The organism is Amycolatopsis sp. NPDC004747 (assembly GCF_053601335.1).
Genome location: NZ_JBSGBQ010000008.1, coordinates 247,538 through 262,442 on the forward strand (window position 1 = coordinate 247,538; position 14,905 = coordinate 262,442).

Sequence of the window (14,905 nt, forward strand, 5' to 3'; positions counted from 1 at the left end):
GCGGCGGTCCGGCGCTCCGGTGCCGCTACGGCATGCCCAGTTGGCGCTCGATGAAGTCGAAGACCTCGGTGGCGGTGGCGGATTTCAGCTGCTCGGCGATCTCGGCCGGTTCGCCGGTGTCCGCCGCGGTGTCCGCGGTGATCGCGGTGTTCTCCCCGGCCGACCACCGGGACAGCAGCACCTGCAGGCGCAGGGTGACGGCGTTGCGGGTCGCGGGATCCGGCTCGGCGGCCCGCATGGCGGCCTCCAGCGCGTCGAGCTCGCCGGTCACCGAGCCGTCCGGCCCGGCGAGCCCGCCGAGCAGGTGCCGGGCCAGCGCGACCGGGTTCGGGTGGTCGAACACGACCGTGGCCGGCAGCGCCAGCCCGGTGCTCGCCCCGAGCAGGTTGCGGAACTCGACCGCGGTCAGCGAGTCGAACCCGAGCGTGCGGAACGATTCCCGGACGTCGACGGCCGCGCCGCCGCGGTGGCCCAGCACGAGGGCCGCCTGTTCGCGGACCAGTTCGAGCAGCAGGCGTTCGCGTTCGGCGTCGCTCGCTCCGGCGAGCCGCTCCCGCAGCCGCCCGGCCGCGTCGCCGTCGATCGCGGCCCGGGCGTGGCGAGCCGCGTCGGGCAGGTCGGCCAGCAGCGGGCTCGGGCGCACCGCGGTGAACGCCGGGACGAACCGCGCCCAGTCGATCCCGGCGACCACCGGGGCGACGTCGGAGCCGGCCAGCGCGCGGTCCAGCGCGTGCAGGGCGTCGGACGGCTCGATCGGGACGATGCCGCCCCGGCCGAGCCGCGCGTCACCGGCCGCGGCCATGCCCGCTTCGGCCCACGCGCCCCACGCCACCGAAAGCCCGGGCCGTCCGGCGCGGCGCCGCTGTTCGGCGAGCGCGTCGAGGAAGGCGTTGGCGGCGGCGTAGTTGGCCTGCCCGGCCGCGCCGAGCGCCCCCGCCAGCGACGAGAACAGCACGAACGCGGTGACCGGGTGCCCGGCGGTGAGCTCGTCCAGGTGCCGCGCGGCGGCGGCCTTGGGGGCGAACACCTTCGCGAACCGATCCGGTGTGAGCGCGGCCACGACCCCGTCGTCGAGCACCCCCGCGGTGTGGAACACGGCCGAGACCCGCTCGTCCGCCAGCACCGCGGCCAGTGCGGCCCGGTCCGCGACGTCGCACGCCTCGATCCGGACCTCCGCGCCGAGCGCGGTCAGCTCGTCCCGCAATGCCGCCGCGCCCGGGGCGTCCGGGCCGCGCCTGCCGAGCAGGACCACCCGCCGGGCACCCCGACCGGCCGCCCACCGAGCCACCTTCGCACCCAGCGCGCCCGTGCCGCCGGTGACCAGGACGGTGCCGTCCGTGGCCCATTCCTCGTCCCCGGCCGCGCCGGCCGGCAGGAGACGGCGGGCGAAGACGCCCGACCCGCGGACGGCGACCTGGTCCTCCGGGCCGGCGAGCACGGCGGTGAACCGGGCCAGCCCGCGCTCGTCCAGCCGCTCCGGCAGGTCCACGAGGCCGCCCCACCGGCCGGGGTACTCCAGCGCGGCGGTCCGGCCGAAGCCCCACACCGCCGCCTGCCCGGGATCCGGCGCCGGGTCGGCCGCACCGGTCGTGACGGCGCCGCGGGTCACCGCCCACACCCGGACGTCCGGGAGCGCTTGGAGGACCAGCGCGGTCCGGGCCGCGTCGAGGGTGCTGAGCACGCCTTCGGCCGGTCCGGCGAGTGCCGCCAGGGTCTCGGCGTCCAGATCGGACGGAACGACGACGCGGGTGACGGCCAGGTGCGCGGCGAGGTCGGCGTGGCCGGCGGCGTCGTCGGTCAGCAGCAGCCACGCACCGGTCAGCGGCGCCGGCGCGGGGTCGGCGACCGGCACGAAGGCCACGCGGTAGCGGAGCCGGTCCACGGCGGAGGCCTGGTCCTGCCCGCGCCGCCACGCCGCGAGCGCGGCGGTCGTCGCCGACAGCGCACCGGCGTCCGGGAGGCCCAGTGCCGGGCCGAGGGTGTCCCAGTCCTCTTCGGACACCGCCTGCCAGAACCGCGCGTCGACCTCGCCGCCGGTCTCGCGCACCGGGGCCAGCCAGAACCGGGACCGCTCGAAGGCGTAGCCGGGCAGGGGGACGCGACGCGGCCGGTACGGCGCGTACAGCGGCGTCCAGTCGACCGGCAGGCCGTGCGCGTGCACCGTGGCCAAAGCGGTGTGCAGGCTGTGCGTGGCGTCGTGCCCGGCCCGCTGGGCCGCCACGGTCGTGGCGCCCTCGGCCACGGCCGCGGCGAGCGCGGCCAGCACCCCGTCGGGGCCGAGTTCGGCGAAGGCGGTGACGCCCTGGTCGGCGGCGACCGCGACGGCGTCGGCGAACCGGACGGCACCCCGCACCTGGTCCACCCAGTACGCGGCGGAGCACAGTTCGCCGGCCACCGGCTTGCCGGTGAGCGTCGACACGACGGTGAGCCGGGGCTCCCGGTAGTCCAGCGTGGCGGCGATCCGGCCGAACTCGGCGAGCATCGGGTCCATCCGGTGCGAGTGGAACGCGTGCGACACCTTGAGCCGGTTGGTCTTCCGGCCCGCTGCCCACGCGGCAACCGCCTCGACAGCCTCGGCATCACCGGAAACAACCACCGAATCCGGCCCGTTCACCGCCGCCAACGACACACCATCCAGCTCCGCCAGCACCGGCTGAACGTCCACCTCGGACGCCTGAACCGCCAGCATCGCGCCACCCTCCGGCAACGCCTGCATCAACCGGCCACGAGCAGCCACCAGCACACACGCATCGTCCAGCGAAAACACCCCAGCCGCGTGCGCCGCCGCCAGCTCACCGATCGAATGCCCGATCAGGACGTCCGGCGTCACGCCGAACGACTCGAACAGCCGGAACAACGCCACCTCGACCGCGAACAACCCGGCCTGCGCGAACACCGTCCGGTTCAGCTCACCCGCCTCCGCACCCCACACCACCTCGCGCAGCGAACAGCCGAGCTCGGCGTCGAGCCGGGAACAGACGTCGTCGAAGGCCTCGGCGAACACCTGGTAACGCTCGTGCAGCTCCCGGCCCATGCCCAGCCGCTGCGAACCCTGGCCGGAGAACAGGAACCCGAGCCGTGGTTCGGAACCGGCCTCCGCGCGCACGACGTCCGGGGTGGCCCGGCCGTCGGCGAGCGCGTCCAGCGCCGCCGGGTCGAGGACCACCGCGCGGTGACGCAGCCGCGCCCGCGTCGCGGCGAGCGAATGGCCGACGTCCGCGACGCCGAAACCGGGGTTCTCCGCCAGGTGGGCCCGCAGGGCCACCGCCTGCCGCCGCACGCCGTCGGCGGACTTCGCCGACAGGACCCAGGGCAGCGGGACTTCGGGGGCGGGGCCGGGCCCGGCCGGCTCGGCCGCGGGCGGGGCTTCGAGCACGACGTGGGCGTTCGTGCCGCTGATGCCGAACGACGACACCGCGGCCCGGCGCGGCCGCCCGGTCTCCGGCCACGGCGTCGGCGCGGTCACCAGCTCGACCGCCCCGGCCGTCCAGTCCACGTGCGACGACGGCGCGTCCACGTGCAGGGTTTCGGGCACCAGCCCGTGCCGCATGGCCAGGATCACCTTGATCACCCCGGCGACACCGGCGGCGGCCTGGGTGTGGCCGAAGTTCGACTTGACCGACCCGAGCAGCAGCGGGTGTTCCCGGTCCTGCCCGTAGGTCGCCAGCAGCGCCTGCGCTTCGATCGGGTCGCCCAGCGCGGTACCGGTGCCGTGCGCCTCCACGACGTCGACGTCCTGGGCGGACAGTCCGGCCGCGGTGAGCGCCTGCCGGATCACCCGCTGCTGCGCCGGTCCGTTCGGCGCGGTCAGCCCGTTCGAAGCACCGTCCTGGTTGACCGCGGAACCCTTGAGCACGGCCAACACCGGGTGCCCGTTGCGCCGGGCGTCCGACAGCCGCTCGAGCACCAGCACGCCGGCTCCCTCGCCCCAGCCGGTGCCGTCGGCGGCGTCGGCGAACGGCTTGCACCGGCCGTCCGCGGCCAGCCCGCCCTGCCGGGTGAACTCGACGAACGCGCCCGGGGTGGCCAGCACGGTCACCCCGCCCGCGAGGGCGAGCGAACACTCGCCCGACCGCAGCGCCTGGGCCGCCCAGTGCAGCGCCACCAGCGAAGACGAACACGCCGTGTCCACCGTGACCGCCGGGCCCTCCAGCCCGAAGGTGTAGGCGACGCGGCCCGAAACAACGCTGCCGGCGCTGCCGTAGCCGACGTGCGCGGGTGTCCCGTCGGCGTCGGCGAACACCCCGGTGCCGTAGTCGTGGTACATCACACCGGCGAACACGCCGGTCCGGCTGCCGCGCAGCGATTCGGGGTCGATGCCCGCCGATTCGAAGGCCTGCCACGAGCTTTCCAGCAGCAGCCGCTGCTGCGGGTCCATCGCGGCCGCCTCGCGCGGCGAGATCCCGAAGAAGCCGGGGTCGAACTCCGCGGCGTCGTAGAGGAAGCCGCCTTCGCCGGTGGCCGACGAGCCCGGCCGCCCGGCCGCGCCGGCCAGCGCTTCGAGGTCCCAGCCGCGGTCGGCGGGGAACGCCGAAACGCCGTCGCCGCCGGAGGCGACCAGCCGCCAGAAGCCGTCGGGGTCGGCGATCCCGCCCGGGTACCGGCAGGCCATGCCGACGACGGCGACCGGCTCGTCGGCCGCCGCGGACGCCACCACGGGTGCGACGGCGGGGCCGCGGCCGTCGAGTTCCGCCAGCACGAACCCGGCCAGCACGCGCGGCGACGGGTGGTCGAACACCAGCGTCGCGGGCAAGCGAAGCCCGGTCGCGGCGGTCAGCCGGTTGCGCAGTTCGACGGCGGTCAGCGAGTCGAAGCCGAGGTCGGTGAACGACCGGCCCGGTTCGACCGCGGCCGCGGACGGGTGCCCGAGCACGGCGGCGGCCTGCGCGCGGACCAGGTCGAGCACCGCGCGACGGCGGTCCGGCTCGTCGAGCCCGGCCAGGCGCGCGCCGAACCCGGCGGCCACCGCGCCCGTTCCCGCCGTGCGCCGCGCCGCCGGCACGAGCGCGCGCAGCAACGCGGGCACCGAGTCCGTGCGGGCCCGGACGCCGGCCAGGTCGAGCGCCGCCGGCACGGCCGTCGGCGAGCCGGTCGCCAGCGCCGCGTCGAACAGCTCGAGCCCGCGGGCGGCGGACATCCCGGTGAGGCCGCCCCGGCCGATCCGGCGGCGGTGCGTGCCGTCGAGCCCGGCGGTCATCCCGCCGCCGGTCTCCCACAGGCCCCAGGCCAGCGACGTGGCGGGCAGGCCGAGGTCGTGCCGGTGGCGGGCGAGCGCGTCCAGGGCGGCGTTGGCCGCCGCGTAGTTGGCCTGCCCGGGTGCGCCGAAGGTGCCGGCGACGGAGGAGAAGAGCACGAACGCGGTCAGGTCCAGCCCGGCGGTGAGCTCGTGCAGCACCTGGGCGGCGGTCACCTTCGGCTCCCACACGGCGGCGAGCCGGTCCGGGGTGAGCGAGGCGACCAGGCCGTCGTCGAGCACCCCGGCGGCGTGGACGACCGCCCGCAGCGGGCGGTCCGCCGGGATCGCGTCGAGCACGGCGGACAGCGCGGCCCGGTCGGCGGCGTCGCAGGCCACGACCTTCGCGCCTTCACCCAGCTCGGCGCGCAGTTCCGCGGTGCCGTCGGCGGCCGGGCCACGCCTGCTGAGCAGGACGAAGTGGCGGACACCGTGTTCGGCCGCCAGGTGCCGGGCGACCCGGGCGCCGAGCGCCCCGGTGCCGCCGGTGATCAGCACGGTGCCCTCGGTGTCCCAAGTGGACGGACGTCCGCCGTCGGCCGCCTTGCGCAGGCGCGGCACGAGGACCGTCCCGTTCCGGACGACGACTTCGGGCTCGTCGGTGTCGAACAGCGTCACGTCGGTGTCGGTGTCCAGCAGGGCGAACCGGCCGGGGTGCTCGGCCCGCGCCGACCGCACCAGCCCCCAGACCCCGGCGGCGGCCGGCTCGGTCAGTGCTCCGCGCGTGCGGACCACGAGCTTCGCCTCGGCGAACCGCTCGTCGGCGAGCCAGCCGCGCACGAGGTCGAGCGCCTGGCCCGGGTCCGCCGCTTCGGCCGCCATCACGGGGGTGACCCGGCCGGACCCGAGCTCGGCCCAGGTGGGCAGGGCGGGCAGCTCTGTGGGGTCCCAGTTGACTTCGAACAGCGCGCCCGGTTCCGCGGCCCGCAGCCGTCCGGGGTCGACGCGCCGCAGCACCAGCCGGTCAACCGTGACGACCGGGGCGCCGGTCTCGTCCGCGGCGAAGAGGGAAAGGGCGTCGGTGCCGTCGGCGCGCAGGCGGACCCGCAGCGTGCGGGCGCCCGTGGCGTGCAGGCGCAGGCCGGTCCAGGCGAACGGCAGCAGCGGCGCACCGGGCTCCGCGGGCAGCGCCCCGAACCCGGCGGCGTGCAGGGTGGCGTCGAGCAGCGCGGGGTGCAGGACGAACTCGCTCGCACCGGTGGCCGCCTCCGGAAGCCCGACCTCGGCGAAGACGGTGTCCCCGGCCCGCCAGGCGGCGCGCAGGCCCTGGAAGGCCGGGCCGTAGCCGAGCCCGGTCCGGTCGGAGGCGGCGTAGAAGCCGGTGAGATCGACGGGGTCGCCGACGGGCGGCCACGCCAGTGCCTCGGCCGGCTCTCCCGCGCCGGTGGCGTGCGGGGCGATCGGCTCGCCGGCAGGCGGCGACGCCGGTGCCCCGCCCGATTCCCCGGACCTCCTCGCACGAAGGCCGGCCACTCCGGCGGGCGGCGATACCGGTTCCCCGCCCGCCGCGGCGAGCAGGCCGGTGGCGTGCCGGGTCCACGGCTCCTCCTCGCCGGGTCGCGAGTGGACGGTCAGCATCCGGCGGCCCGCCTCGTCGGCGGGCTCGACCGTCACCTGCAGCCGGACCTCTCCCGCGGGCGGCAGCACCAGCGGGCTCTCCAGGGTCAGTTCTTCGACGACGGCACAACCGGCCTGGTCGCCCGCGTACACCGCCAGCTCGGCGAGCACCGCGCCCGGCACCACCACGGCGCCGAGCACCGTGTGCTCGGCCAGCCACGGGTACGCGGCGGTCGAGACGCTGCCCGAGAGCACCAGCTGACCGGTGCCCGCCAAGGCTTCCGCCCGCGGGCGCAGTCCCGGGTCGGCCGCGGTCCGGCGGGCGGTCCCGCGCGGCCAGAACCGGTCGCGCTGGAAGGGGTAGGTGGGCAGGTCCACGCGCCGGGCCCGGCCGAACAGCGGCTCCCAGCGCACGGGCACCCCCGCGGCGAACAGCGTGCCCAGTGCGGTGACGAAGGCGAGCTCGCCGTCGCGGCCGGCTCGCTGCGTCGCCACCGCGGTTCCCGGCACCAGCCCGGCGAGCACCGCGCGCGGGCCGATCTCGACGAACCGCGTCACCCCGCTCGCGACCGCGGCCGCGACGGCGTCGGCGAACCGGACGGTGCCCCGGACCTGGCCGGCCCAGTACCCCGCGTCGAACGCGGTGGCCGGTTCGCCGGTCACCGTCGACACGATCGGGATCGACGGCGCCCAGTGGTCCACAGTGGACGCCACGGCGGTGAGCCCGGCCAGCATCGGGTCCATCCGGTGGGAGTGGAAGGCGTGCGAGACCTTGAGCCGGGTCGTCTTCCGGCCCGCCGCCCATGCGGCGACCGCCTCGACGGCCTCGGCGTCACCCGAGACCACCACCGAGTCTTCGGCGTTCACCGCGGCGATCGAGACGCCTTCGAGCCCGTCGAGCAGCGGCGCGATCTCCGCCTCGGTGGCCCGGACCGTCAGCATCGCCCCGCCCTCGGGCAGGTCCTGCATCAGCCGGCCGCGCGCGGCCACCAGCGCACAGGCGTCTTCGAGGGAGAGCACGCCGGCGACGTGCGCCGCGGCGAGCTCGCCGATCGAGTGCCCGATCAGCAGGTCGGCGGTGACGCCGACGGACTCGAGCAGCCGGACCAGCGCCACTTCGACCGCGAACAGGCCGGCCTGGGCGGACACCGTCCGCTCCAGCGCGGCCGCGTCCGTGCCCCACAGCACGTCCCGCAGCGAGCCGCCGAGCTCGGCGTCCAGCAGCGCGCACGCCGCGTCGAAGGCCTCGGCGAACACCGGGAACCGGGCGTGGAGCGCCTTCCCCATGCCGAGCGTCTGCGCACCCTGCCCGGAGAACAGGAACGCCACCCGGCCGGTCTCCGCCGTGCCGGCGGTCACCGCGGCCGACGGCTCGCCCGCCGCGACCGCGGCCAGGCCGCCGAGCAGCGTCTCGCGGTCTTCGCCGACGACGACGGCCCGGTGCTCCAGCGCCGTGCGCGTGGTCGCCAGCGAGAACCCGACGTCGGCGGCGGGTTCGCCGTCGAGGTGGTCCCGGAGCCGGGCGGCCTGGGCCCGCAGCGCCGGTTCGGTCTTCGCCGACAGCACCCAGGGCACCACCCCGGTGGTCTCGCTCGCGGCCACCGGCTCGGTGGCCGGCGCCTCCTCGACGATGACGTGCGCGTTGGTCCCGCTGATGCCGAAGGAGGAGACCGCGGCGCGGCGCGTCCGGTCGCCGGCGGGCCAGGGCCGCGCCTCGGTGAGCAGCTCGACCGAACCCGCCGTCCAGTCCACGTGCGGCGTCGGCTCGTCGACGTGCAGGGTGCGGGGCAGCGACTCGTGCCGCAGCGCCTGCACCACCTTGATGATCCCGGCGACCCCGGCGGCGGCCTGGGTGTGCCCGAGGTTCGACTTGACCGACCCGAGCAGCACCGGTTCCTCGCGGTCCTGCCCGTAGGTGGCCAGCAGGGCCTGCGCTTCGATCGGGTCGCCCAGCGTGGTGCCGGTGCCGTGCGCTTCGACGACGTCGACGTCCTGAGTGGACAGTCCGGCCGCGGTGAGCGCCTGCCGGATCACCCGCTGCTGCGCCGGGCCGTTCGGCGCGGTCAGCCCGTTCGAAGCACCGTCCTGGTTGACCGCCGATCCCTTGAGCACGGCCAACACCGGGTGCCCGTTGCGGCGCGCGTCCGACAGCCGCTCGAGCACCAGCACGCCGACACCTTCGGCGAAGCCGGCGCCGTCCGCCGCCGCGGCGAACGACTTGCACCGCCCGTCGCCGGCCAGGCCGCCCTGCCGGGAGAACTCCGCGAACAGCGTGGGGTGGGCCATCACGGTGACGCCGCCCGCGAGCGCGAGCGTGCACTCCCCCGCGCGCAGGGCCTGCGCCGCGAGGTGCACCGCCACCAGCGAGGACGAGCAGGCGGTGTCCACGGTGACGGCGGGGCCCTCGAAGCCGAACGTGTAGGCCACCCGGCCGGAGACGACGCTGCCGGACGTGCCGTTGCCGAGGTAGCCCTCGAGTTCGGCCAGGTCCTCGGCCGAGGAGACCAGTTTGCTGCTGTAGTCGTGGTACATCACGCCGGCGAACACGCCGGTCCGGCTGCCGCGCAGGGCCGCGGCGTCGATCCCGGCGGATTCGACCGCCTCCCAGGACGTTTCGAGCAGCAGCCGCTGCTGCGGGTCGGTCGCCAGCGCCTCGCGCGGCGAGATGCCGAAGAACCCGGCGTCGAACTCCGCCGCGTCGTGGAGGAAACCGCCCTCGGCGGCCAGTGACGTGCCGGGGCCGGCGCCGGCGAGCGCGCCGAGGTCCCAGCCGCGGTCGGTGGGGAACGCCGAAATGGCGTCGCGACCGGCCGCCACGAGGTCCCACAGCTGCCCGGGCGTGCGCACCCCGCCCGGGTACCGGCAGGCCATGCCGACGATGGCGACGGGGTCGCCGTCCACCGCGGCCGGCCCGGCGGTTTCGCCGGCCGCCGCGTGGCCGAGCAGCTCACCGCACAGCCACCGGGCGAGCACTTCGGGAGCCGGGTGGTCGAACACGAGGGTGGCCGGCAGCCGCAGCCCGGTCGCGGCGCTCAGCCGGTTCCGGAATTCGACCGCGGTCAGGGAGTCGAAGCCGAGGTCCTTGAACGGCCGTGCCGGGTCGATGTCGGCCGCGGACGCGTGCCCGAGCACCTGGACGATCTGCCGGAGCACGACGTCGAGCACCGCCCGCCCGGGGTCGTCGAGGCCGCGCAGCCGGACGGCGAACTCCGACGCCTCGGCCGCCCGCGCACCCGCCTGGCGGCGCGCCGGACCGCGCACCAGGCCGCGCAGCAGCGGCGGCACGCCCGCGGCCGCGGCCCGCGCCCGGATGCCCGCGAGGTCGAGCGAAATCGGCGAGACGATCGCGGCGGTCGCGGTCAAGGCGGTGTCGAACAGTTCGAGCCCCTGCTCGGAGCCGAGCGTGCCGGAACCGCCGCGTTCCAGCCGCTGCCGGTGCTCCGCGCCCAGGTTTTCGGTCATGCCGCTGGCCTGCGCCCAGAGCCCCCAGGCCAGCGACCGGGCGGGCAGGCCGTGCGCCCGGCGGTGCTGCGCGAGCGCGTCGAGCCCGGCGTTGGCGGCGGCGTAACCGGCCTGCCCGGCGGCGCCGAAGATCCCGGCCGCCGACGAGAAGAGGATGAACTCGTCGAGGTCCGCGGTGAGTTCGTGCAGCGCGAGCGCGGCGTCGGTCTTGGGCCGCAGCACCGCACGGACGCGCTCGGGGGTGAGCGCTTCGAGCACGCCGTCGTCCAGCACACCGGCGGCGTGCACGACGGCCGAAAGCCGGTGTCCGGCCGGCAGCCCGGCGAGCAGTTCGGCCAGTGCCGCCCGGTTCGCGACGTCGCACGCGGCGATCCGGACGTCGGCGCCCAGCGCGGTCAGCTCTTCGCGCAGTGCGGTGGCCCCTTCGGCGGCCGGACCGCGGCGGCTGATCAGCAGCAGCCGCGTGACGCCGTGCCGGGTGACCAGGTGCCGGGCGAGCAGCCCGCCGAGCAGCCCGGTGCCGCCGGTGATCAGCACCGTGCCCTCGGGATCCCATCCGGGCGCGCGGTCCTCGGTCGCGGCCCGGCGCAGCCGCGGGGCGTGGACGGCGCCGGCGCGCACGGCGGCTTGGGGTTCGCCGGAGGCGAGCACGGCGGCGAGCGCGTCGAGGCCGTCGTCGGTGTCCAGCAGGAGGAAGCGGCCGGGGTGCTCGGACTGCGCCGACCGCAGCAGGCCCCAGACGGTGGCCTGCGCGTACCCGTCGACCGGGTCGTCCGGCAGGACGCCGACCGCACCCCGGGTGACGACGACGAGCTTCGAGCCGGCGCACCGCTCGTCGGCGAGCCAGGTCCGGACCAGTTCGAGCACCGCCACGGCCGGGTCGGGCCCGTGCGCTTCGGCGACCACCACGGCCGGCACCGGCCCGTCGGCGGGGAGCTCGGCCACCGGGATCCAGGCCACCGGCTCCGCCGGCGGTGGGGTCACCGCTTCCCAGGCGAGTTCGAACAGCGACCCGGCGTCGCGGCGGCGGAGGCCGCCGGGGGCCACCGGCCGCAGGGCGAGCCGGTCCACCGTGGCCACCGGGTGGCCGTCGGCGTCGGCGACCGAGAGGGCGATGGCGTCGTCGTCGAGTGCGCGGACCTCGACCCGGACGCTCGTCGCGCCCGCGGCGTGGAGGCGGACGCCGGACCAGGAGAACGGCAGCCGCGGGCCCGCGTGCCCCGGGCCGCGGCCGGCCAGGCCGAGCGGGTGCAACGCGGCGTCGAGCAGCGCGGGGTGGATGCCGTAGCCGTCGGCGCCGCCCGCGTCCTCGGGCAGCTCGACCTCGGCGTAGACGGTGCCGCCGGCCCGCCAGGCGGCGCGGAGGCCCTGGAAGGCGGGTCCGTAGCCGTAGCCGAGGGTCGCGGACTGGGCGTAGAAGTCCCCGACCGGCACGGTTTCCACGCCGGCGGGCGGCCAGGCGACGGCCGCGGGCTCGCCGCCGGTGGCCGTGGCGAGGGTGCCGGTGGCGTGCCGGGTCCACGGGACGGCGTCGTCCGGTCGCGCGTGGACGGTCACCGCCCGGCGGCCGTCCCCGGCGGCGGGCCCGACCGTGACCTGCAGCAGCGCGGTGCCGTCGGCGGCCAGCACGAGCGGCGTTTCCAGGGTGAGTTCCTCGAGGAGGTCGCACCCGACCTGGTCGCCCGCGCGCACGGCGAGCTCGACGAACGCGGTGCCCGGCACCAGGACTTCGCCGAGCACGGCGTGGTCGGCGAGCCAGGGGTGGGTCCGGACGGCGAGGGAGCCGGTGAGCAGCAGCTGCCCGGTTTCGGCGACGGTCACGCCGGCGCCGAGCAACGGGTGCGCCGTCTCGGTGAGGCCGAGGCCCGCCACGTCGGCCGGGCCGCGGCGGCCCGGTTCCGGCCAGTAACGGCGTCGCTGGAAGGCGTAGGTGGGCAGGTCGACGCGGCGGCCGGGGGTCAGCTTCTCCCAGGCGACGGCCACGCCGCGGACAAATGCCTGGCCGAACGCGGTGTAGAGCTGCCGCAGGTCGCCGTGATCTCGGCGCAGCGTCGGCACCACCGCACCGGAGACTTCCAGCTCGTCCAGCGTCTGCTGCACGCCGACCGTGAGCACCGGGTGCGCCGAGCTCTCGACGAACACCGTGTGCCCAGCCGCGATCGCCGCCCGGACCGCGTCCTCGAACTTCACCGTCGCCCGCAGGTTCCGGTACCAGTAGTCCGCGGTCAGCTCGGCCGTGCCGATCTGCCCACCGGTCAACGTCGAGAAAAACACCGTGTCCACTGTGGAGGTTTTGACTGGCGCCAGGTCGGCGAGAATCCGCTCCCGGATCGCCTCGACCTGCGGCGAGTGTGATGCATAATCCACCGGAACCCGCCGGACGCGGACTCCAGCCGCCTCCCAAGCCGCCTGCGCCTCATCCAACGCGGCGACCTCACCCGAGACCACCGTCGCCGACGGGCCGTTCACCGCGGCAATGCCCAGCCGCGGGTCCAGACCCGCTTCAACCTCGGCGACCGGCAGCGGCACCGACAGCATCCCACCGGTACCCGCCAGCTCGGTAATCGCCTTCGCGCGCAGGGCAACGACCCGAGCACCGTCCTCAAGGGACAACGCGCCAGCCACCACCGCGGCCGCGATCTCACCCTGCGAATGCCCGATCACCGCCGCGGGCTCGACACCGGCGTCCCGCCACAACTCGGCCAAGCAGACCATCACGGCCCACAGCAGCGGCTGCACCACATCGACCCGCTCCAGCACGGCCGGATCAGCCGAACGCGCCACCTCCGTCAACGACCAGTCCACAAAAGACGACAACGCCGCCTCGCACTCAGCCCACCGAGCCGCGAAGACCTCCGAAGAATCCAGCAGCTCGACAGCCATACCGACCCACTGCGAACCCTGACCCGGGAACACCAGCACCGGACGCGAAGCCGTGCCGACGATGTCGCCCGTCACAACACCGGGCGCGTCTTCGCCGCCGGCCAGTGCCGCGAGATCGGCCGGATCGGCGCCGACGACCACGGCCCGGGATTCCAGGGCCGCCCGGGTCGTAGCCAGGGAGAACCCGATGTCGGCGCGGGAGGCGCCCGGGTGCTCGCCGAGCCAGGCCGCCAGGTGGCCGGCCTGCGCGCGGAGGGCGGCAGCGGTCTTGGCGGACAGCACCCACGGCACCACCGCGGGCTCGGCGCCGGCCGGCTCCGGCGCCTCGGCCTCGGGCGCCTGCTCGAGGAGCACGTGGGCGTTCGTGCCGCTGACGCCGAAGGAGGAGACGCCGGCCCGGCGCGGTTCGCCGGTCTCCGGCCACGGCCGCGGCTCGGTGAGCAGCTCGACGGCGCCCGCGGACCAGTCCACGTGCGACGAGGGCGCGTCCACGTGCAGCGTCTTCGGCAGCACGCCGTAGCGCATCGCCATGACCATCTTGATCACGCCGGCGACCCCGGCGGCGGCCTGGGTGTGCCCGAGGTTCGACTTCACCGATCCCAGCAGGAGCGGGTGCTCCCGCTCCTGGCCGTAGGCCGCCAGCAGCGCCTGCGCCTCGATCGGGTCGCCCAGCGTCGTGCCGGTTCCGTGCGCCTCGACGGCGTCGACCTGGCCGGCCGTGAGCCCGGCGTTGACCAGCGCCTGCAGGATCACGCGCTGCTGCGACGGGCCGTTCGGCGCGGTGAAGCCGTTCGAAGCGCCGTCCTGGTTGACCGCGGATCCCCTCAGGACGGCCAGCACCGGGTGCCCGTTGCGGCGCGCGTCGGACAGCCGCTCGACGAGCAGCACGCCGACGCCTTCACCCCAGTTCGTGCCGTCCGCGGCGTCGGCGAACGCCTTGACGCGGCCGTCGGGGGCCAGCCCGTTCTGCTTGCCGAATTCGAGGAAGCCGCCGGGGGTGGACATGATCGTCACCCCGCCGGCGAGCGCCAGCGAGCATTCGCCGGACCGCAGCGCCTGCGCGGCCAGGTGCAGGGCGACCAGCGACGACGAGCACGCGGTGTCGACGGTGACCGAGGGGCCTTCGAGCCCCAGGACGTAGGAGAGCCGCCCGGAGAGCGAGCTGGCGTTGTTGGCGGTGCCGCCGTAGCCGTCGAATTCGGCCCGCAGCCGCAGCAGCAGGCCCAGGTAGTCCTGGCCGTTGGTGCCGGCGAACACCCCGGTCCGGCTGCCCCGCAGGGAAAGCGGGTCGACGCCGGCGCGTTCGAACGCTTCCCAGGCCAGTTCCAGCAGCAGCCGCTGCTGCGGGTCGGTGGCGAGCGCCTCTTTCGGCGAAATCCCGAAGAACCCGGCATCGAATTCCCCGGCCCCGTCGACGAAACCGCCCCACCGGGCGAAACCGGTGCCGTCGAGCGCATTCCACCCGCGATCGGCGGGAAATTCCGACATCCCGTCCCGGCCGGCGTCGACCAGCCGCCAGAGGTCCTCCGGCGACCGGACGCCGCCGGCGAAGCGGCAGCTCATTCCCACGATGGCGAGGGGTTCCCGCGCCGCCGCCTCCGCTTCGCGCAGCCGCCGCCGCGTCTGCTGCAGGTCGGCGGTGACCAGTTTCAAGTAATCGCGAAGCGTCTGCTCGTCAGCCATTGAGATGCCGTCCTGTACGAAGACAACGCCGGACCTGACGCAATTCTGGCGAACCTTTCCGAAGAAAAGCGCGAATTGCGTCAGTGT

The 14,905-nt window shown here is 75.8% G+C and carries 1 protein-coding gene; it reads right to left on the reverse strand.

Annotation, left to right across the window (positions count from 1 at the left end; translation table 11 throughout):
- Positions 1-25: 25 nt before the first annotated feature.
- Positions 26-14,818 carry a type I polyketide synthase gene (locus ACWEGE_RS15785; RefSeq protein ID WP_449661150.1) on the reverse strand — a complete coding sequence of 4,931 codons (14,793 nt, stop codon included), beginning with the start codon at positions 14,816-14,818 and terminating at the stop codon, positions 26-28.
- Positions 14,819-14,905: the final 87 nt, after the last annotated feature.